The sequence below is a fragment of the Bacillus sp. NTK034 genome (genome assembly GCF_017303275.1).
Lineage (GTDB): Bacteria > Bacillota > Bacilli > Bacillales > Cytobacillaceae > Cytobacillus.
Window position 1 is genome coordinate 390,552 of sequence record NZ_JAFKOJ010000001.1, and the last position, 20,900, is coordinate 411,451.

At 40.3% G+C, this 20,900-nt stretch carries 18 protein-coding genes; 12 read left to right on the plus strand and 6 right to left on the minus strand.

Annotated features, from left to right (window positions below):
• Positions 1-196 precede the first annotated feature (196 nt).
• The 5 genes from JI665_RS02025 (at position 197) to JI665_RS02045 (ending at position 7,528) form a co-directional block, all read left to right on the plus strand.
• Positions 197-3,484, plus strand: coding sequence for an efflux RND transporter permease subunit (locus tag JI665_RS02025; protein ID WP_206835622.1), 3,288 nt, complete (start codon positions 197-199; stop codon positions 3,482-3,484).
• Between the two features lie 166 nt (positions 3,485-3,650).
• Positions 3,651-4,127 carry a hypothetical protein gene (locus JI665_RS02030; RefSeq protein ID WP_206835624.1) on the plus strand — a complete coding sequence of 159 codons (477 nt, stop codon included), beginning with the start codon at positions 3,651-3,653 and terminating at the stop codon, positions 4,125-4,127.
• Between the two features lie 171 nt (positions 4,128-4,298).
• Entirely contained in the window at positions 4,299-5,525 is a 1,227-nt protein-coding gene (locus JI665_RS02035; RefSeq protein ID WP_312886126.1) for a DUF5667 domain-containing protein, read from the plus strand.
• 117 nt (positions 5,526-5,642) lie between these two features.
• Positions 5,643-6,386, plus strand: coding sequence for an RNA polymerase sigma factor SigI (sigI, locus tag JI665_RS02040; RefSeq protein ID WP_206835630.1), 744 nt, complete (start codon positions 5,643-5,645; stop codon positions 6,384-6,386).
• Positions 6,383-7,528 carry an anti-sigma-I factor RsgI family protein gene (locus JI665_RS02045; RefSeq protein WP_206835634.1) on the plus strand — a complete coding sequence of 382 codons (1,146 nt, stop codon included), beginning with the start codon at positions 6,383-6,385 and terminating at the stop codon, positions 7,526-7,528. Before sigI ends, JI665_RS02045 begins: the two co-directional genes overlap by 4 nt.
• Before the next feature lie 48 nt (positions 7,529-7,576).
• Here the strand turns inward: JI665_RS02045 and JI665_RS02050 are convergent, their stop codons facing one another.
• The 4 genes from JI665_RS02050 to JI665_RS02065 form a co-directional block, all read right to left on the minus strand.
• The gene (locus tag JI665_RS02050) at positions 7,577-7,777 is read right to left on the minus strand and encodes an alpha/beta-type small acid-soluble spore protein (RefSeq protein WP_206835637.1); all 201 of its coding nucleotides are present in this window, start codon (positions 7,775-7,777) and stop codon (positions 7,577-7,579) included.
• 112 nt (positions 7,778-7,889) lie between these two features.
• Positions 7,890-9,221 (minus strand): (Fe-S)-binding protein, encoded by a 1,332-nt coding sequence (locus JI665_RS02055; protein ID WP_206835640.1) that lies wholly within the window; start codon positions 9,219-9,221, stop codon positions 7,890-7,892.
• Positions 9,218-10,630, minus strand: coding sequence for a glycolate oxidase subunit GlcD (gene glcD / locus JI665_RS02060; protein ID WP_206835642.1), 1,413 nt, complete (start codon positions 10,628-10,630; stop codon positions 9,218-9,220). The genes JI665_RS02055 and glcD overlap by 4 nt, the downstream gene beginning before the upstream one ends.
• Before the next feature lie 103 nt (positions 10,631-10,733).
• Entirely contained in the window at positions 10,734-11,852 is a 1,119-nt protein-coding gene (locus JI665_RS02065) for a CdaR family transcriptional regulator (protein WP_206835645.1), read from the minus strand.
• Between the two features lie 138 nt (positions 11,853-11,990).
• On the opposite strand from JI665_RS02065, the gene JI665_RS02070 reads away from it, so the two are divergent.
• On the plus strand, positions 11,991-13,355 hold the full coding sequence (locus JI665_RS02070) for a TrkH family potassium uptake protein (RefSeq protein WP_206835647.1): 1,365 nt from the start codon (positions 11,991-11,993) through the stop codon (positions 13,353-13,355).
• 78 nt (positions 13,356-13,433) lie between these two features.
• Here the strand turns inward: JI665_RS02070 and JI665_RS02075 are convergent, their stop codons facing one another.
• Positions 13,434-13,784: a DUF3905 domain-containing protein gene (locus tag JI665_RS02075; protein WP_206835648.1), complete on the minus strand. Its 351-nt coding sequence runs from the start codon at positions 13,782-13,784 to the stop codon at positions 13,434-13,436.
• Positions 13,785-13,951: 167 nt separating this feature from the next.
• Here JI665_RS02075 and JI665_RS02080 point away from each other — a divergent pair, with 167 nt between their 5' ends.
• Together JI665_RS02080 and JI665_RS02085 are read left to right on the plus strand one after the other, a co-directional pair.
• Entirely contained in the window at positions 13,952-14,113 is a 162-nt protein-coding gene (locus JI665_RS02080) for a hypothetical protein (protein WP_206835650.1), read from the plus strand.
• Positions 14,114-14,269: a hypothetical protein gene (locus tag JI665_RS02085; protein WP_206835652.1), complete on the plus strand. Its 156-nt coding sequence runs from the start codon at positions 14,114-14,116 to the stop codon at positions 14,267-14,269. It abuts the gene before it with no gap.
• A 27-nt stretch (positions 14,270-14,296) separates the two neighbouring features.
• Here JI665_RS02085 and JI665_RS02090 read toward each other — a convergent pair whose 3' ends face one another.
• The gene (locus JI665_RS02090; protein WP_206835654.1) at positions 14,297-16,045 is read right to left on the minus strand and encodes a B12-binding domain-containing radical SAM protein; all 1,749 of its coding nucleotides are present in this window, start codon (positions 16,043-16,045) and stop codon (positions 14,297-14,299) included.
• 204 nt (positions 16,046-16,249) lie between these two features.
• Between JI665_RS02090 and JI665_RS02095 the strand changes: the two genes are divergently transcribed.
• The 4 genes from JI665_RS02095 (at position 16,250) to JI665_RS02110 (ending at position 20,892) form a co-directional block, all read left to right on the plus strand.
• Positions 16,250-16,966, plus strand: a complete 717-nt coding sequence (locus JI665_RS02095; RefSeq protein WP_206835657.1) for a (Fe-S)-binding protein — start codon at positions 16,250-16,252, stop codon at positions 16,964-16,966.
• 137 nt (positions 16,967-17,103) lie between these two features.
• Complete coding sequence (locus tag JI665_RS02100; RefSeq protein ID WP_206835659.1) at positions 17,104-18,534, plus strand: LutB/LldF family L-lactate oxidation iron-sulfur protein; 1,431 nt, start codon at positions 17,104-17,106, stop codon at positions 18,532-18,534.
• The gene (locus JI665_RS02105; RefSeq protein ID WP_206835661.1) at positions 18,531-19,250 is read left to right on the plus strand and encodes a LutC/YkgG family protein; all 720 of its coding nucleotides are present in this window, start codon (positions 18,531-18,533) and stop codon (positions 19,248-19,250) included. Before JI665_RS02100 ends, JI665_RS02105 begins: the two co-directional genes overlap by 4 nt.
• 415 nt (positions 19,251-19,665) lie before the next feature.
• On the plus strand, positions 19,666-20,892 hold the full coding sequence (locus JI665_RS02110; protein WP_206835663.1) for a YHYH domain-containing protein: 1,227 nt from the start codon (positions 19,666-19,668) through the stop codon (positions 20,890-20,892).
• Positions 20,893-20,900 lie beyond the last annotated feature (8 nt).

Sequence of the window (20,900 nt, forward strand, 5' to 3'; positions counted from 1 at the left end):
TTCTGTGGGCAAAGAACCTTATTATTTCGAATTTTGAATGATAGAACCTCTTTAAAGTCAAATATAAGGTTCTTTATCCCCATTTAACAGCACATTGATTTCTTGCATAGTGATTGCTGCTTTAATATAGTTAAAATGTATTTTAACCAATCATTGCAGCGTCATTTAATTACTGACTTTGAAAGGAGCAGAATGTGTGCGAATAAGTGATTTTTCAATCAAAAGGCCAATCTTTACATTGGTTACGATGTTCTTAGTGCTTATTTTAGGGGTTGTCTCCCTCTTGAATATTCCATTAAAACTCATACCCGATCTGAATCCTCCTGTAGGAGTAGTAGTAACTTCATATCCAGGAGCAAGTCCTGATGAAGTGGTGGAAAAAGTAACAAAGCCGCTCGAGGAAAATCTGGCAACATTGCCGGGGATTAAAACCCTAACCTCCACCTCTCAAGAGAGCGCAAACTTCATTCTGATGCAATTTTCCTGGACTACAGATATAGATGAAATACAAAGTGAGGTTATTCAAAGGCTGGACCAGACACAGCTTCCTGATGAAGCTGATAAACCCCGCTTTATGAAGTTTGATCCTGCCCAGTTTCCGATCATACAATTATCCCTCAGTGCAGATGAGGAGCCTGAAGCATTAAGAAGGCTTGCAGAACAACTGAATCTGGAGCTGACCAAAGTTGAAGGAGTAGCAAGCGTAAATCTCTCCGGAACAGCTATTAAGGAAGTAAGGGTGGAACTTGATCAGGAAAAACTAAGAGATTTCAAACTAAGCCAGGCTGATGTTGTGGATGTAATTGAATCCAATAATATTTCAATGCCAGGTGATCCGGTTTTGACTGAGGGAAAAGAGCTGACAACCAGGATCATTAGTTCCATTGATTCCCTAAATACGCTTAAAAAACTTACCGTAACAGTTGACCCTGCAACTGGCGATAAAGTAAGCCTTGAAGATATCTCAAAGGTTCAGCTGGCCAGCCAGGATGATCGAACCATCACGCGCACAAACCAGTCTCCATCCGTCTTACTGAGTGTCCTGCAGCAATCAGATGCTAATACGGCAGAAGTTTCAAATCAGTTCATACAACAATTGGATGATCTTCTTGAGAAAGAACAATTTGAAAATATTGAATCAGAAATTCTTTTTGACCAGGGAGATTACATAAACCTTGCAATAGGGAATATTTCCAATTCACTGATTCTTGGCGGTGCTTTTGCCATGATTGTGCTATTTTTCTTTTTGAAAAATGTTAAAAGCCCGCTTATTATTGGCATCTCTATTCCCTATTCTGTTATTTTTACCTTTGTTTTAATGTATTTTTCAGATTTCACCTTAAATATTATGACACTCGGCGGATTGGCGCTTGGAATTGGAATGCTGGTGGATAATTCCATCGTAGTTATTGAAAATATTTACCGCCATTTATCAATGGGGAAAGATTCTAAAACGGCTGCCAGCGATGGAGCTAAAGAAGTAGGAGGTGCGATTACTGCTTCAACACTGACGACTGTCGCTGTATTCCTCCCTGTAGTATTTATAACTGGAATCATCGGTGAATTGTTTAAGGAGTTTGCCCTGACCATTTCCTTTAGCCTATTTGCATCTCTAATTGTTGCACTGACAGTTGTGCCAATGCTGGCGAGCAGACTGCTGAAGTCTCCAAAAACAAACATTGAGACAAAACGGCAGGAATCAGGCTTAATGCGTTCACTTGAAAAATCAATTAAATGGTCTTTGCGGAATCGTGCTGTGGTAATAGCGATTACCATGCTGTTATTGGCAGCGGGCAGCTTTGGAATGACCACAGTAGGCACACAATTTCTTCCGAATGCAGATGAAGGCTTCTTTACGGTGCGTATGGAGCTTGAAAACGGCACTGCACTTTCAGAAACAGAAAAGGTTATATCTGCTCTAGAGGAAGAATTAAAGGATGAAGAAGAGGTAGATACATATGTAAGCCTCATTGGAACTACACAGGAAGGATCCTTCCGGGGCTCGAAGAATGCCAATATCGCTGAATTGTATATCAAAATGAAAGGGCTTGATCAGCGGGAAAGATCAACATTTGAATTTGCCGATGATGTCAAAAAGGATCTGGAAAATGCTGCAACAAAGGTTAATGAAACTGCCGAACTCTCATTTAACATGCAATCTTCATCCGGTACAGCTCCGAATACACTGACTTTCAGTGTAAGAGATACAGATCCAAACCGCTTAACGGATAATGTAGATAAAATCTATAATTCATTGAAGGACTTGGATGATGTAACAGAATTATCGACTGACCTTATGGATACCGTTGAAGAAATTCAAATTACTGTGGACCGTGAAAAGGCGCTTGAGCACGGCCTGGCTCCTGCCCAGGTGGCCATGGCAGTAAATGATGTAACAAGGGGCAATCGGGCAACACAAATGATAGATGAAGAATCAAATATATATGGTGTCTTTGTTGAGTACGACAGAAAAGTCACACAGGATATAGATAATTTAAAAAAATTGCTTATAAAAAAGCCTGATGGAAATTATACTTCTCTCAGTGACGTAACGAAAATAGAACGCGGAGAAGGACCGGTCAATATTCAGCGAATCAATCAGCAGGATGCTGTCCAATTTACATTAAAGTACAAGTCTTCAACAAACATGGGTGCCATGTCAAAAGAAGTGGATAAAGAAATTGCTGATCTGGATTTGCCGGATGAAACGGAGATTGTTTTTAGCGGTGACAGGGAGCTGCTGGAATCATCCATTGATGACCTGATTCTGGCCTTTGTACTGGCAATCATCTTTATTTACCTTGTCATGGCAGCACAATTTGAGTCGCTGAAGTATCCGTTAGTTATCATGTTTACTGTGCCTCTCATGGTGATAGGGGTGGCAATTGCTCTTACTGCAACCCAAACACCTATCAGCTTAACTGCAATTATCGGGATTATTGTGCTGGCAGGAATTGTCGTTAATAATGCAATAGTCATAGTCGATTATATAAATCAAAAGAAAGAGAATAGCCTTAGGACCTACGATGCGATAATCATTTCAGTTAAGGACCGTGCAAGGCCAATACTTATGACAGCTCTAACAACTATACTAGGGCTAGTTCCTCTTGCCCTCGGAATAGGAGAAGGAACTGAAATTAACCAGCCTATGGGGATTGCTCTGATAGGCGGGCTGATCAGCAGTACGTTCCTGACTCTATTTGTGATACCTGTTGTATATAGTTTCTTTGACAAGGATACAAGGCGGTTAAATAAAATGTATGCAACACCGGATGGCCATTTAGTGCCAGCTTACCTGCTTGAAGAGAGAGTGGGGGAAGACTGGAATCACAATAAAGGTGCAGACGACAAAAATCAGCTACAATCCCCTGAAGAAAGATCCTACAGCAGAGATGATATGGCTGGCATGCTTGAAGAGTTATTAAAAATTGTAAAAGAAGATAATAATGAAAAAAAAGAACACAACAGGGATGAAAATACCTAAACGTATGCGGGCTCCTTCTATTAGAAGGGGCCTTTTGGCATGCTTGTGTCAAAATTGAATTCATTATTTTAATGGGGTTTCAGGAAAATATCTGGAAAATTCTTTTGATAATTGGCCAATAATCAGAGCACAATAAAAGTATCGACTTGTAGCTGGTGGTAATGAAATGAAAAAACTCAGTAAACTAGAAGCAGTTTTTTGGAGTATTGCATTGCCTGGTTTTAGCCAATTATTAATGGGGCAGCTGTGGAAGGGAACATTATTTGTCGCGCTTGAATTTATCATTAATGTATACAGCCATTTTAATTCAGCCATCATGCTCAGTTTTATGGGAGAAATTGATAAAGCGGTTCATGTCCTTAATTATCAGTGGCTCATGTTTTACCCCTGTCTTTACATGTTTGCGATGTGGGATGCATATCGTACTGCTATGCCCGAAAATGAAGAATTATCTTTCCTTCCCTTTGTGTTTAGTGCCTATTTTGTGACAGTAGGACTTATGTACTCAACTAAGCTGAAATTATTTGGAGTCTTTTTTGGGCCGGTCTTTCTTCCCATGCTTTTTGTTATTCCGGGTGTATTAACCGGTCTATTGATCAGATGGATTATTTTGAAATGGAGAAAGCACCCGGTGCAAAGTTAAGATGGCACATGATTTTATTAATGAAAAAAGCTTTGGCACACTAATCAATTTAGTGATTGTTAAAGCTTTTTTTCTTTTATAAAAATAAAATTTTTTATTAACCCCCAAAAATCTCTTTCATGATTCCGTACAGTTGTAATGAACAAGCGGCCGCTTTAATTAAATTCTGAGGTGAAATCATTGAAATTTTTATCCAGCAAAGAAATGAATAAAATCGCAAAAAGCGCACTAGCGCTAGTGATTGCAGGAACATTCACATTTTCAGCCGCAACAGCTTTTGCGAATGAAAACAAGGAAGATGCAGATTTTGAAACAGTTGAAATAAAAAATGATCTGTCAGCTGAATCCACTGAAAATGCTAAAGAAAAGCTTGATGAAAATGAATCAGAAGCCCCATCTCTATTGCCTGGAAGCTTCTTCTACTTTGCAAAGCTTGCATTGGAAAAAGTGAAGCTTGCTTTAACTTTTGATGACATTAAAGATGCAAAATTGCTTGCAGGATATGCAGCAGAGCGCATGGCTGAAGCAGAAGCACTTTTGGCTGAAGGAAAAGAAGAAGAAGCTTTAGAAGCAATAGAAAAAGCACTGGAACAGATGGAAAACGCTGATACCATCGTTGATGAAGCGAATGAAGACCAAGAAAAATCAAAACCAGGTGAGGAGGACAACGGTAATCTAATTAGCGAAAGCGAATTAGCTGAAGATGCTGATCCTGCTGAAGACCCTGCAGACAATGTGGATATTTCTGATAATGGCACGTTGGAAAAGGAACCTGAAGATGAAGTAAAAGAAGCCCTTGCACAGAATATCATTGCCCTTCAGGCAAATTTTGCTAAGTTTTCAGAAAGATTCGATGAAAATCATCCTGCCATTTTAGCGATGCAAAAAAACATTGCTAAGTTCTCTGAAAAATGGTCTGAACAAGTGATAGATGAAAAGGAATCTGGGCAAGCTGCAGAAATTGCGCCTGCACCGATTAAATCTGAAGATGCTTCTTCTGGAACTGAAACAGCAGAAAATCCGGAGAAAAAGATTGATAAATCAGCTCCTGAAGAGACAAATGTGTTACCTGAAGTTTCCGTGAAGGTGTCTAAAGAAGCAAAAGATGCAGCTAAAGCTGAGAATAAAAAAGCTCATGAAGAGGCAAAAGTTATAGAAGCCCAAAAGAGAGCGGAAGCAAAGGCGGCACGTGAAGAAGCTAGAAAAGCAGAAAAGGGAGCACGCGAAGCAGCTAAACAAGCTGAAAAAGAAGCACGTGAGGCAGCTGGGAAAGCAGCAAAAGAACAGCAGGTAAAGAAGATTCAAGAAAAGCAGGCAGAAGCAAAGAGACATGCCGGCAAAGGAAAAGAGAAAGCTGAAGCAGCAAAAGGTCAAGGCAAAGAGAATAAAGACAACTGATTTTAGCTGGAAAGTAAAGCACTTCGAGGCTTACATTTCCTTAGCAAATAAAACCACCCTAAAAAAAATAATCTGGACACCGTATGATATAATGTGTTTTGAAAAGAGGTGGGGCTATTGCTAAGTTTATTGTTTATGGCGAAGAAGCGTAAAAGAACGCTCGAAGAAACGGTAGAGTTAATACAGCATGGAGATACAGCATTAAATAATGAGCTAATTGAGTCATATAAGCCGTTTATTGCTAAAACAGTATCATCAGTCTGCAAGAGATACATACATGAATCAGATGATGAATTCAGCATTGGTCTCATCGCATTTAATGAAGCCATTCAAAAGTACAGTCCTGATAAAGGGAGTTCATTGATCAGTTTTTCGGAAGTGCTGATTAAAAGGCGGGTTATTGATTATATCCGCAAGCAATCCAAATTTCAGAATCTTAGTTTTAATGGAGGCTCTAATCTGGATGATGATGATACAGGTTCGGCGATTGAAGACGAATTGTCCATTGAAGACTTCAGGAAAAAAACGGATGAGGAACTGAGAAAAGAAGAAATCCTCCAGTTTACACAGATTCTTCAGGAGTTCGACCTTACTTTCAGCGATTTGATCGAGCAGTCTCCAAAACATGCTGATGCACGAAAAAATGCGATGACTGTAGCCAAAATTCTGGTTGAAAATGATGAACTCAAAAATATTCTTTATGATAAAAAAAAGCTGCCGATAAAGCAGCTGGAGAGCTATGTATCCTTAAGCAGAAAAACAATAGAGAGAAACAGGAAATATATAATTGCCATTTCACTAATATTAACGGGTGATTATGTCTTTCTGAAGGATTATATCAAAGGGGTGTTGGAAACGTGAAAACAGGAATTATCATGGAAATAAACGAACGTTTTTTAACACTATTAACCCCGGAAGGAGAATTTCTGCGTGCTCGAAATCAAGATGGGGCATATGCACTTGGCCAGGAAATTGAATTCTTCCCAATAGAACTGAAAAACGGAAAAAAGTCATCGCCTTTAACTATTTTTAATCTATTTAAAGGAAAAGGATTAATGGCAGCAGCTTTTGCACTAATGCTCGCAATCGTTTCTTTTTTGCCGTTCCTGCAAAACGATGAAGTGTATGCCTATATGTCAATAGACGTTAATCCGAGTATTGAATTAGGGGTCAATCAAAAATATCAGGTAGTAGAACTCGTGCCTTATAATGAAGAAGGAGAATTCATCATCCAAAACATCAAGGACTGGAAAAAAAACAGTATTCATGAGGTAGCTGACAAAATTCTTCTTCAGATAAAGAAACAGGGCTATTTTAAGGAAAACAAAGAGGTAGTCATTGCTGCCGTTTATACAGAACAGAGTAAAGAAGCGGATAAGCGCATTCAGGAGGAACTGGCAGATATTAAACAGGCTGCACAAAAAGAGCAGCTTGAAGTAACTTTACTGGAAGCAAGTGAAGAGGAAAGAGAAGCTGCTATAGAAAAAGGGCTCTCACCTGGATTATATAAAGAAAATAAATTAAAAGCTGACGCTGACAAGAAAGAAAAACCTGAACCTGCGAATCCGGTTAAACAGACAGATAAAGAAATTCATCCTCCGCAAAAGCCGGAAGAAAATACGCAAAGCCAATTAAAAAAGCAGGAGAAAGCAGAAGATAATAAAGAACAGCCTGCTGTTCCAGGGCAAATAAAGAAATCTGAGAACCAGCAAAATAACAGCGGTAATTACAAAGGAAATAATCCTGGAAGAGGGCACGATAATAAAGAAAAGAAAGATCAAGGAAATAACGTAAAAGCCCAAAAACATCAAAATCATCCAAGCGAAAAAAAAAATAATAAAGCTAATGAAAAAAGAAATAACCCCGAGAGAAATCCCAAAGAAAAAGAAAATGGGAAAAACAAAGGCGGGAATGGTCCTGAGAGAAACCATAAAGATAGGGACAATCGCAATAATTCAAGCGGAAATAAACAGGGAAAACACCATGAAAGAGGAAATCGATAAGAATAAAGTCCGGAGACAGCTCCGGACTTTTTCCATTATATGAAGTTGTTATTTATTATTTTGACCGGACATTTGTGCCTGGGCTTGCTGAACTAATCGCTTAGTAATTTCTCCGCCTACAGATCCGTTAGCCCGGGATACAGTATCAGAGCCTAATTGAACACCAAATTCCTGGGCAATTTCATATTTAACCTGGTCCATGTATTGTTCAATCCCAGGAACTAAAAGCTTATTGCTGCTTCTTGCCATTGTATTCAACTCCTTTTTATTGGTCTTACAGAGTTTATTTTCCCTCTGTATTTGTAGTATGAATTAAAAAGGGAGTTTCATAAGTGGAAATATTTCGGCATAAGCAGTTTCTTTACTTTTCTTTATCAACAGCAGCTTCCAGAAGAATATCTGCGATATGAACAGCCTTTACGTTTCCGGATAAACCTTCCCGTTCTATCCCCAGCTTCATTTGCAAAAGACATCCCGGATTAGAGGTTACAATTACTGCCGCATCTGCCGACTTGGCCTGGATCATTTTTTGATCAAGTATTTGCATAGACATTTCAGACTCAACAATATTATAAATACCGGCAGAACCGCAGCATCTGTCTGCATCCTTCATTTCCCTGAATTCGATGCCCTTAATTGAATTCAGAAGGGTGCGCGGGGCTGTTGAGGTTTTCATGACATTTCGCAAATGACAGGAATCCTGGTAGGTTATGATCTTCCCTGGAAGCACAAGATTAACTTTTTGGTGAAAGTCAAGATCGTATAGAATTTCGCTGATATCTTTGAGTTTTTGTGAAAACTTTACAGCTCTTTCATGCCATTCCCGGTCATCTTTAAGAAGATGGTCATAGTCAATAAGGAATGCTCCGCATCCGCCTGCATTTGTTATGATATAGTCTGCGTCCAGTTTCTCAAAAGCCTCTATGTTCCGCTTTGCCAAGTTTTTGGCTCCCTGTTTTTCGCCGCTATGGCCATGAAGAGCGCCGCAGCAGGCTTGATTTTGAGGAATATGGATTTCACATCCTGCAAGCTGCAGAAGTTTTATTGTCGCATTATTGGTTTCCAGGAACATCGTATCCATTAAACATCCAGTAAAAAACGCGGCTTTTTTTACAGGTTTATCTGCTGAGAGATAGGATGGCCTATTTTTCATTTCTTTTAGTTTTGGCACTTGAGGAAGTACCTTTTCCATGGCCGTGAGGTTTTTTGGAAGCCAATTCAGCATTCCTGTTTTTCTGGCGGCCGATTGCAGACCTGAACGCTGATAAAAGCCTAATAGGCCGGCAGCTGCCCTCATTCTGTCCTGGTGGGGGAAAAGCCCATTAAAGACCAAACTGCGAACAGCTTTGACCGGAAGCGAGTGTTTCTTATTCTGATTAATAATATCCCTCGCTTCTTCCAGCAAGTGGCCATATTTTACTCCTGAAGGACAAACAGGCTCGCATGCACGGCAGCCCAGGCAAAGATTAAGAGATCTCTCTACATCTTCATCCGGTTCAATTATTCCGTCAGCAACAGCTTTCATTAAAGCGATTCTTCCCCTTGGGGAGTGAGTTTCTTTAAAGCCTGACTCGACATAAGTGGGGCAGGAAGGGAGGCAGAAGCCGCAGCGCATGCAATTCAGCATCTCATCTTCATCCATTCGGTTCTTAAATTCTTCCTGAATGATTGTTTGTTCTTTTAATGTTGTCATTGGGTAACCACCACTCGTTTTCTGTTATCCTTGGCAAAAACTTTGCCAGGATTAAGAATGTTATTGGGGTCTAATGCAGACTTAACTGCTTTCATTGCATCAATCCCTGCCTTGCCCAGTTTTAGTTCAAGATATGGAGCTTTCATGACCCCTACTCCATGTTCGCCTGTTATTGTCCCGCCAAGTTCAATCGCCTTGATAAATATCTCTTCAAAAGCTTTTTCAACCCGTTCCATTTCATCACTATCCCGGGCATCTGCGGGGCAGGTCGGGTGCAGGTTTCCATCACCGGCATGGCCAAACGTACAGATGGCAAGTTCGTATTTCTTGGAAATTTCATTAATTGCTTTTACCATGTTAGCAATTTCAGATCTTGGTACTGTGGCATCTTCAAGAATGGTTGTCGGCTTAAGGCGTGCAAGAGCCGATAATGCGGCACGTCTTGCAGTCCGCAAGGCTTCTGCTTCCATTTCAGAATTTGCGAGCTGTACAGATACAGCCCCATGTTTTTTGCAGATTTCTGCCATTTTCTGCATATCCTTTTCTGCAACCTCAATCGGACCATCCTGTTCAATAAGGAGTATAGCTTGGACATCTGTTGGCAATCCAATTTGTGCAAAATCCTCAACTGCCTTTAATGTAGGCTGATCTAAAAATTCAAGGGTGGCGGGGATGATTTTGTCTGCGATGATTTTTGAGACTGATTTTGCAGCTTGTTCAAGATCCTGATACAGAGCGAGCATTGTCTTTTTTGACTCTGGAAGCGGGATTAGTTTTAATGTTGCTTCCGTAATAATTCCCAATGTTCCTTCAGATCCAACCAGCAGTCTGGTAAAATCATATCCTGCCACGTCTTTCGCAAGCTTGCCGCCCGTTCTAATGATGTCTCCGCCCGCAAGTACAGCTTCCAGCCCCATCACATAGTCCCTTGTAACTCCATATTTCAGTCCGCGCAGTCCGCCTGAATTTTCATTGATGTTTCCTCCGATTGTGCTTATTTTCATCGAACTTGGATCAGGTGGATAAAAAAGCCCTCTTGCTTCAACCTGGTTAATCAAGTCAAGCGTGATGACACCGGGCTGTACAGTAACCGTAAGATTTTCTTCATCAATTTCAATGATTTTATTCATATGCTTAAACAGGAGAACAATCCCGCCTTCTGTAGGGCAGGTTCCTGCACATAAATTGGTTCCTGATCCCCTTGGTACGATTGGAATTCCTGAGCTGCTGCAAATCTTGAGGATACTCGAAACTTCCTGAGCATTTCGCGGACTGATCACTGCATCGGGCATCGATTGGAAATTTGGTGTTGCGTCATATGAATAAGCAAGACACCCTGCTTTGGAGTCATCATAATTATCAGCTCCGACAACGGCAATTAATTTTTCTTTTATTTGAATATCAACCAAATGGATCCTCTCCTTTATGAAGCTGGCCTTATCTATTTCTTTAAGTATAAAAAAAGCAGGGAACTCCCTGCTATGGTTAACAATACAAATATTGATGTGTATTTTAATTATTTTTTGTACCTTCATCCAAAAGTTTTACCGCTATGAAAAGTTTCATTAAATCATTCAAATTAGATGTATATAGCCCGGAAAGATCTGATATTTTCTTGAGTCTGTAATGAAGGGTGTTAATATGTATATGCAAGGCTTCAGCAGTATTTTTCAAGGAGTGATTTTGCCTGAACAGTTCCTGAAGGGTTATCATAAGATCCTGTTCATTCATGAATGTGCCGATCGTTCTTTCTATAAAGTCCTTTTTAGTTTCTGGAGACAGATCATCAAATATCATTTCAATGGTTAAATCCTGATCAAATATGATGGTGCCTCGGTCTTTTGCGATTTTTAAAGCTCGCTCCGCCTGCATAAATGAATCAGAAAGGCTGTAGGGGGGCAATGGTTTACCGGTGCCAATGCTTACTTCAGCAGCTAGAAGATTTTCAAGAAAACGATGGAAGCGGGTGACCCTTTCTCTTATCCTATTTTCTTTTTTTGCTGAAGATACCCCGGCTAAAAGCACAATTCGATCATTGCCCCAGCGAATCAGAATGTCATGCGGACCTGCTTCTTTCCAGGATAAAATTCTATTCCATAAATCCCGATGAAGCAGTTGGCTATTTTGCCTGAATTCTGCGATTGAAACCTGTCTGTCTACAGCCAGATTTATTTTCAGCAGATGAGCCCGTTCTTTGAATGCAGGATCCCAATCTTTGGTCTGCAGCCAGTCGAACATAAAACCTTCCAGTGCACGGGCCTGCCAATCGAGCTGCTCTGCAAAGTAACTTTCACTGATAAATAACTCTGTTAGTTTGCGGATGATTTCTGCGAATGGGGAAATTTTATTGGGATTTCCGGTTATGCCAATAACTCCAACTGTTTCTCCGTTAAAAAAGATCGGCAGGTTAATGCCCGCTTTTACACCCTGAAGGCGTGACTGATCCTCCCTGGTAATAATCAGCTTTTCTTTATTTTTCATGCTAAGAAGTGCTCCTTCATGAAAACTGCCTATTCTGTCTGCATCTGTACTTGCTATGATTACCCCGCTGGTATTGGCAACTATGATATCTTCCTGAAGAAACAGACGAACTTCAGCTATTATTTTTTCAGCCAGGTCAGGCAACAACATGTCAAATCTCCCTTTGATTTTTTGACTTTATTATATATAAATAAAAAACTTCCTGCGAATTTTCTAATATCCCTTTTAAAAACCGGGTATATTCATTATGATAAGGGTTAGAAAAATTTTGAAGGGGACAGGTATGATATGTGGAAAGACGTAAGAAGTTGGCTGGATAAACTAACACCTGCCCAAGTAATATCCGGTTATTATTTATTGGCAGTATCTGTATCGGTACTTTTATTAAGAATACCGGCTGTACATAAAACAGGAGTGGAGGTTGCATTTATTGATACGGTTTTCACAGCTGTCAGTGCAGTCAGTGTGACCGGTCTGTCTGTGGTTGATATATCAGAAACATACAGTGTTTTTGGTTATTTTGTCATCATGTTCATCCTTCAGTTTGGAGGAATAGGGATCATGGCGCTAGGCACATTCTTTTGGCTCCTGCTTGGCCGCAAGATTGGATTAAGAGGACGCCGCCTCATCATGGTCGATCATAATCAATATGCCTTGTCAGGCCTTGTCAATTTAGTGAAAGAAATCATTAAAATAATATTGGTAATTGAAACGCTAGGTGCGCTCATATTGGGTTTTCATTTTCTAAAATATTACCCTGCATGGGATGATGCATTTCTGCATGCGCTGTTCGCCTCTGTCAGTGCAACAACCAACGGAGGCATGGATATAACAGGAGCCTCTCTTAAACCATATGCCGGCGATTATTTCGTGCAGCTGATCAATATTATTCTGATTACGTTAGGAGCTATAGGTTTTCCTGTACTTATTGAATTAAAGCAATATTTATTTCGGAATAAATGGGATCAGGAACCATCTTTTCGCTTCTCCTTATTTGCAAAATTGACGACTGTGACGTATGCCGCCCTTCTTGTGTTTGGTACGGTTATATTACTCATCATGGAATTCAATCAATATTTTAAAGGCATGAACTGGCATGAAAGCTTCTTTTATGCATTCTTCCAATCCGCCACGACCAGGAGCGGCGGACTATCAACCATGGATGTAAATGAGTTTACAATGCCTACCCTCATCATAATGAGTATATTGATGTTCATCGGGGCGTCCCCGAGTTCTGTCGGAGGGGGCATCAGGACGACTACCTTTGCGGTGAATATCCTTTTTATATATCACTTTGCCAAAGGAAATCGGGATATAAAAATATTTAAAAGAGAAATTCATGAAGATGATATTCTGAAGTCCCTTGCTATCACATTGCTTGCTATTGGAATGTGTTTTCTCTCTGTTGTCATTTTAAGCATTACAGAGAAGCAGATGGAGCTAATAGAAATAATTTTCGAGGTTTGTTCAGCTTTTGGTACTACGGGTCTATCGTTAGGAATCACACCTGAATTATCAATGATCGGGAAATGTATCATAATGGCCTTAATGTTTATTGGAAGAATTGGATTAACGTCCTTCTTATTTATTATAGGCGGCAAAGAAAAACAGCCTAATTTTCATTATCCTAAAGAGCGCGTTATTATTGGCTGAAAAAGCAGCCCGGAAGACTATTCCGGACTGCTTTTTTCCGTCTCTAAGCCCATTGCGTATAAGCTTGGGCTTTTCTTATTAATCCGTCCCGCGGCTGACATCTTTAGTAGGATGCATGAATGGGTATCCTTGAGGCGGCTTTTTGCTTTCAAGGAGTTCTTTGTTTTCAGATGTATTCCAGCCAATATCATTTGTCGGATGAATCCAATCCTCACCTGCCATCACCGCAGGATCTGTTTCATCGCTCCAGTTTTCCAGCGGTGAACTGTCCGAAGAATAATAACTGTCCCCAATGGTTACGCCAAAAGAATTCTTGAAAGGAGGCTGAAGTTTCATGCCTGTGTCTTTAAAGCTCGGTGCTTCTATTTGATGTGGCAGTGTCTCATCAATGCCAATGCTTTTGTTACCTTTCTTCTTTTTATTAGTCATATCGCTCATTCCTTTTTACTTTATTTTCTGCACCGCAGCAAAATTTATGATTGTAAAATAAGGAAGACTCAGATAGGGATGAAACCGTGTTTTTTACTAAAAATAAAGCTGTGTTAAACCTGAAAATGGATTTAACACTATGAATTATAATTCAGGAGGAGATTGGGATGGCCAAACGAAAAGCTGAGTATAATGCCGTTGAAAAATACAGCAAAACGCCTAAGAAGAACCTTCAGGAATCAGAGTTTTCAGCAGAATTCAGCCAGGGAGAGACTCCCATGAAAATGGCTAACCGCAACTCCAAGCATGGGAGAGAGGGAAGAGCCTAAGTGGATCATAATAAACCACGAAAAAAAGACCGCCAAAATGGCTCGGGCAATGTAGAATTCGGTATGGAGTTTGGTGATATAAATTCCGGAAAACTTTATGAACTGCCATTTATGAACCGTGATAAAGATAAAAAGAAAGATCGGGATAAATGCTAAAAAACCGGCAGATTCCTGCCGGTTTTATCAATCATGTAAAGGGCCAGTAAAGATGGAAACTTTTTCTGTGCTTGAGTCGAAATAGGCAAGCAGAACAGAGTCATTCTTTTCAATTATTCCATCTTTATTATATTTTTCAATATCAAAAGAAAATTTTTCACTTAGGGTATGTTTGTAAATTTCTTTTTCATTCAGCTGAAGGCTTAAGAAGCCTTCTCCCAGCTGGATTGGATTTTCAAGCAGGGACTGGTAAAGCTTTGATCTCTCAGATTTTTCATAGCTTGGCTGCCACCAGGGTTTTCTAGGTTTGTATTTTTGTTTTGAAATATAGTCAATCTTCATAAGGCCTTCTGCTATATCCAAATCAGCAATTTCTTTTGATTGCAGGAATTCAAAAAGGCGTTTGAAAAGATCCTCAAGCTGATGGCCAATTCTGGACCATCCTTTTTGCTCCCAATAACTTCCGAATTCCTGGAAGAAATCGAATGGAGTGGGAAATACTTTTGTAACCAAATATTCAACGGTCGCATCCATCCTATGATCATTCCAATATTTCTCTAAAACATCTTCAACTTGTTTAATGCGGATGATGTCATCAAAGGATAAAACATTATTTCCAAGTATTTCATATGGTGAATGGTCCATATAAATATATTGATGATCTTCTGCTCTCAATCGAAGCCCGGTGCCTCTCAGCATTTTTAAGAAGCCGAGCTGGAGCTCTTCGGGCCGCATTGCAAAAACATCATTAAAGGTTCTTTTGAATGAATCATAATCTTCCTCAGGCAGTCCAGCAATTAAGTCAAGGTGCTGGTCGATCTTTCCACCATCCTTTACCATTGTGACTGTGCGGCAAAGCTTTGCAAAATTCTGCTTCCTCATGACCAATTCATTCGTATAGTCGTTTGTCGACTGTACGCCAATTTCAAATCGGAATAATCCTGCCGGAGCTTCCTTGTTTAGAAATTCAATTACTTCAGGCCTCATGATATCTGCAGTGATCTCAAATTGAAAAACTGTTCCCGGCAGATGTTCATCGATTAAAAATTGGAACATTTCCAAAGCATAACTGCGGCTTATGTTGAATGTACGGTCCACAAATTTAAGGGTTTTTGCACCATTCTTCATTAAATATCGGATGTCGTCCTTAATTTTTTCCCTGTCAAAGTATCGCACACCTACTTCAATTGAGGAAAGGCAAAACTGGCAGCTGAAAGGGCACCCCCGGCTGGTTTCTATATAAGTGACCCGTTTAGAAAGGTGGGGAATATCTTCTTCAAAGCGGAATGGTGAGGGCAGCTCGCGCAAATCCAGCTTATTCCGCTGCGGATTAATACGAACCTTGCCATTTTCCCTGAAAGCAAGACCATGCACATTTTCCATATTCATTTTGCCATTCAGCTCTGTCAGCAGCTGTTTGAACGTTTCCTCACCTTCACCGATAACAATGTAATCAAATTCTTTTATATTTTTCATCCAATCTGCAACATCATATGTCACTTCAGGTCCTCCAACTGCAATATGAATGGAGGGGTCAATCTTTTTTATCATTTTAATGACCTTTATGGTCTCTTCGATATTCCATATATAACAGCTGAATCCGATCACATCAGGTTTTTTGCGGACCAGATCTGTAACGATATTCATCACCGGATCTTTAATAGTATATTCGGCTAATTCCACATCGAAATCAGGCTGTGCGTATGCCTTCAGATAGCGGATCGCTATATTTGTATGAATGTATTTGGCATTAAGCGTACTGGCGATAACTTTCATTTATTTTGAACTCCCTTTTTAGCAACTTAAACATCATATAATTGTATCATATTTTTGAATGAAAAAAAGGAAGTAAAACATTGACATATGCTAAGGGAGATAAACTATACTAATTATTATAATATTTATAAAAATTAAACGATTTTCATTAAACCTATAGTAAGATAGTAGAAAAATATAGTATTTAGCTGGGAGAGGGAATGAATGAAGGTAAGTCTTTTTGCAACATGTCTGGTAGATATGTTTCAGGGAAATGCAGGAAAAGCAGCTGTTGAATTGCTTGAGCGCCTGGGATGTGAAATAGATTTTCCGGAATCACAGGTCTGCTGCGGCCAGCCTGCCTATAACAGCGGCTATGTGAAAGAATCAAAGGAAGCTATGAAAAGGATGATTACAGCATTTGAGCATGCAGAATATGTTGTTTCCCCTTCTGGATCTTGCGCCTATATGTTTCATGAGTATCCGTACGTTTTTAAAGGTGACTCTGTTTGGGAACCAAGAGCAAAAATGCTTGCAGAAAAAACATACGAACTTACTCAATTTATCGTTGAAGTTCTAAACGTGGATGATGTTGGAGCAAAGTTAAAAGGAAAAGCCACTTATCATACATCCTGCCATATGACCAGGCTTCTTGGTGTAAAGGAAGCACCTATGAAATTATTGAAAAATGTGAAGGGCCTGGAATTCGAAGAGCTTCCCGGCAAGGAGCAATGCTGCGGTTTTGGCGGTACCTTTTCCGTGAAAATGGCTCAAATATCTGAACAAATGGTAGATGAAAAGGTTGGGCATATAGAGGAGACTGAAGCAGAAATTCTCATTGGAGCTGACGCAGGGTGCCTGATGAATATTGGAGGCAGGATCGGCAGGCAGGGAAAACCAATAAGAGTAATGCATATTGCTGAAGTGTTAAATTGCCGCTAAGCAATTAAATGGACATGCTTTCCTGCAAGAAGGAAAGACAATTTTGAACGTCGATAATTGTTTATCGTAAGCAGCCTGCCCCCTTGAGCAGTCGGGGGTGGGCAAGGCGCTTGTGCTTTTCTAAAGGGGGAATAGAAATGGCTATGAAAATAGGAACAAATGACTTTAAGGATCGTGTGGATTCCGGAATAAACAATTCCTTTATGAGAGGGGCAGTGTCTGGTGCCCAGGAAAGGCTTCAGACAAGAAGGCTTGATGCTGCAGCAGAACTTGGAAATTGGGAAGAATGGCGGTCGCTTTCAGAAGAAATTCGCCAGCATGTACTTGAAAATCTTGATTTTTACTTATACCAGCTCAGCGAAAATGTAGCTAAAAGGGGCGGGCAGGTTTTTTTCGCTGAAACTGCAGAAGAAGCATCTTCCTATATACGGGAAGTAATTGAAAAGAAGAATGCAAGAAAAGTGGTTAAATCAAAATCTATGGTAACCGAAGAGATACATTTAAATGCGGCATTGGAAGAGGCCGGATGTCAGGTAATTGAAACAGATTTGGGGGAATACATCCTTCAGGTGGACGATCACGATCCTCCTTCGCATATAGTTGCGCCTGCTCTTCATAAGAATAAAGAGCAGATTCGGGATGTGTTTGCAGAAAAACTGAACTATCAGAACACAGAAAAGCCGGAAGAACTTGCATGGCATGCGAGAGAAATGCTGCGGGGTGAATACTTAACCGCAGATGTTGGCATAACGGGCTGCAACTTCGCTGTTGCTGAAACCGGTTCAATCACCTTAGTGACTAATGAAGGCAATGCAGATCTCGTCACAGCCTTACCTAAGACACAAATTACGGTAATGGGCATGGAAAGGCTGGTCCCGACTTACGAGGAAATGGAAGTGCTTGTCAGCATGCTGACGAGGAGCGCTGTTGGACAAAAGCTAACGAGTTATATTACTGTTCTGACTGGTCCAAGAGAAGAACTCGACGTCGATGGTCCTGAAGAATTCCACCTGGTTATAGTGGACAATGGCCGCTCTTCGATTTTAGGAGGGGAGTTTCACTCCATTCTCCAATGTATCCGCTGTGCTGCATGTGTAAATGTTTGTCCCGTATATAGACATGTAGGCGGCCATTCCTACGGATCCATTTATTCAGGCCCGATTGGAGCTGTGCTGTCACCCCTTTTAGGAGGCTATAATGATTATAAGGAATTGCCATATGCTTCAACACTTTGTGGAGCATGTACGGAAGCCTGTCCAGTCAAAATCCCTCTTCATGAACTTCTTCATAAACACCGGCAGGTAATTGTCGAAAAAGAAGGAAGGGCTCCGATATCGGAAAAGATGACTATGAAGGCTTTTGGGCTGGGGGCAGCTTCACCCTCCCTTTATAAGCTTGGGTCAAAGCTGGCACCGGCAGCCATGAATCCATTTACCGCAGGGGACAAAATTACAAAGGGACCAGGCCCATTAAAAGCATGGACAGAAATCAGGGATTTTCCAGCTCCCAATAAAGAAAGATTTCGCGATTGGTTCAAAAACCGGCCAAAAGGAGGCGGACAGCAGTGAATGGAACAATTCAGAATCGAGATGCTTTTTTAAATAAAATTGCAGGCAGATTGGGCAGGGAAAAAAGAATTACTGGAGTCAAAAGACCGGAATGGAGCTTTAACCCGCAGGATGCAGTCTTGAAAGAAGCGGATGCTGATGAGCTTCTCGAAGCTTTAAAGACTCAGTGTACGAAAATCCACACTGACCTTGTTGTAACCAGTGCTGCCAATTTGACTGAAACGCTCAAAGAAATTGTAGCCCAATATGGCGGGGGTCCCGTTGTGACCTGGAAGGATGACCGCTTTAGACAGTTTGGGCTTACACCGCTATTCAAGGAGATTTGGCCAAAAGAGAATATAGATGTATATGAATGGGATTATTCTGAAGAAGGAAGAAATATTGAATACGCAGAACATGCTAACATCGGCATCACGGTCAGTGAAATAACTCTGGCTGAATCTGGCACAGCAGTCTTGTTCAGCAGCAAGGATCACGGGCGGACAGTCAGTTTTCTCCCTGCTGCTTCTATCATCCTTATTCCGAAAAGCACCCTGGTTCCGCGCATGACACAGGCAGCAAGGATCATTAGGGAAAGGGTAAACTCAGGGCAGCAGGCACCTTCCTGTATTAATTTCATTACTGGACCAAGCAACTCCGCTGATATTGAGATGAACCTCGTTGTTGGTGTACATGGGCCTGTTAAGGCTGCGTATATAGTTATTGATGATTTATAACTCGTGGGGCACCAGGCATCCGGTTTTTGTAAGTATGAGAAAAAACGCCAAACTTTTGTTGGCGTTTTTTCTAAAAGCGTCCCAGGCGAGATTCGAACTCACGACCTACAGCTTAGGAGGCGGTCTTACTTATCAGGAACAACTTTGAAGAACTTGGATAAACCCTTGTTAAATCAACATTTTTGAACTACGAACCAGATTGAGATGGTTAGAATTTGAGGCTTCATGATGAGTTTCGACCCCAAATCGACCCCATAGACTCAATTTAACTATTTATTTGAGAGTTGCAAATCATTCTGCTTATCTCCAAAAACTCCTTCAAAACTTCTTCTAATATATCTTAATCAATAATGTGATAGTAAATATTTACATATAATACTATAATAGACATACAAAATAAATATTGGGGGAAGAAATGGGTAAAAAAGTTGCATTTTTATTATTTTTATTTCTTTTGATTTTTGTTACAAATTCTTATGCACACGGGGGAAGAACCGATGCTAATGGTGGCCACAATTGTAGCCCTAAATCACAGGCAAAAGGGCTTTGTAGCGGGTATCATTATCATAATGGAGGCAGTTCATCAACCGGGGGATCAACAACTACTACCAGTCAGCCGGCAACAACGAGAAATGATAAAAATTGTTCTGATTTTGCTACTTATGATGAGGTTATCGATTATTGGAATTCCAAAGGATATTCAGCTACTTATGATCCAGAAAACTTAGATGGTTGGGGAAATGGGCAGGTTGATGACGGAATCCCTTGTGAAGCGCCGGGCGGATATGACAAAACCAAAATCAATAACAGTCCTGAACAAATCCAATTTAAACAAGAACAAGCCGATGCCGAAAAAGGAGAAAATCAAGGGTATAAACAAGGGTTAAAGGATGGTTATGCTGAAACGGATGCTAGCGATTCTACATCCGAAGGTTCAGAGGAGTTTATATCTGGTTATTCAACAGGCTATAACAAAGGTTACGAGGAAGGTAAACAGAAAATTACAACAGATAAAACTAAAGCAACAAATGATGGTTACGCTCTAGGTAAAAAACAGGATAAGATTGCAATTCCTGATGCATATTCAAATCACCCAGGTTTAAAATCATCCTTTGAAAGCGGCTTTAATAAGGCTTTGTCAGAGAAAATTGAAACTAAGAAAAAAGAATATCAAGAATTAGGATATAAAAATGGCAAAGAGGATACTCACGCCCCTCCTAAAGACAAAGAGGATGTTTATGTAAAGGCATACCAAGAAGGATACGAAAAGGCACAAGCGGAATTGAAAGATAAGTATTTTAATATGGGATATGAAACTGCCTTTACACATTTGGAATTTAAGGATCCAGATCTCCCAAACGATAAATTTACACAGTGGTACAAAGAAGGATTCGATTCTAACGAAGAAATACAGGGAATTAAAGATGCCGGATACCTTCTGGGAGAAAAGGGCGAAAACTATTCTCTCCCTTCCGAATATAAAAAGGGTGAAGAAATATTTAAGCATTATTATCAAGAAGGATATAAACAATACGAAGAGGAGAAAAAACAAAATCAAGCTAGCGCAGCTGGCGGTATCGGGATAGCGGCACTTAGTTGGTTAGGCAGAAGACTCTATGTTGCTAAAAAAATGATTAGTTAAGGAGGCTT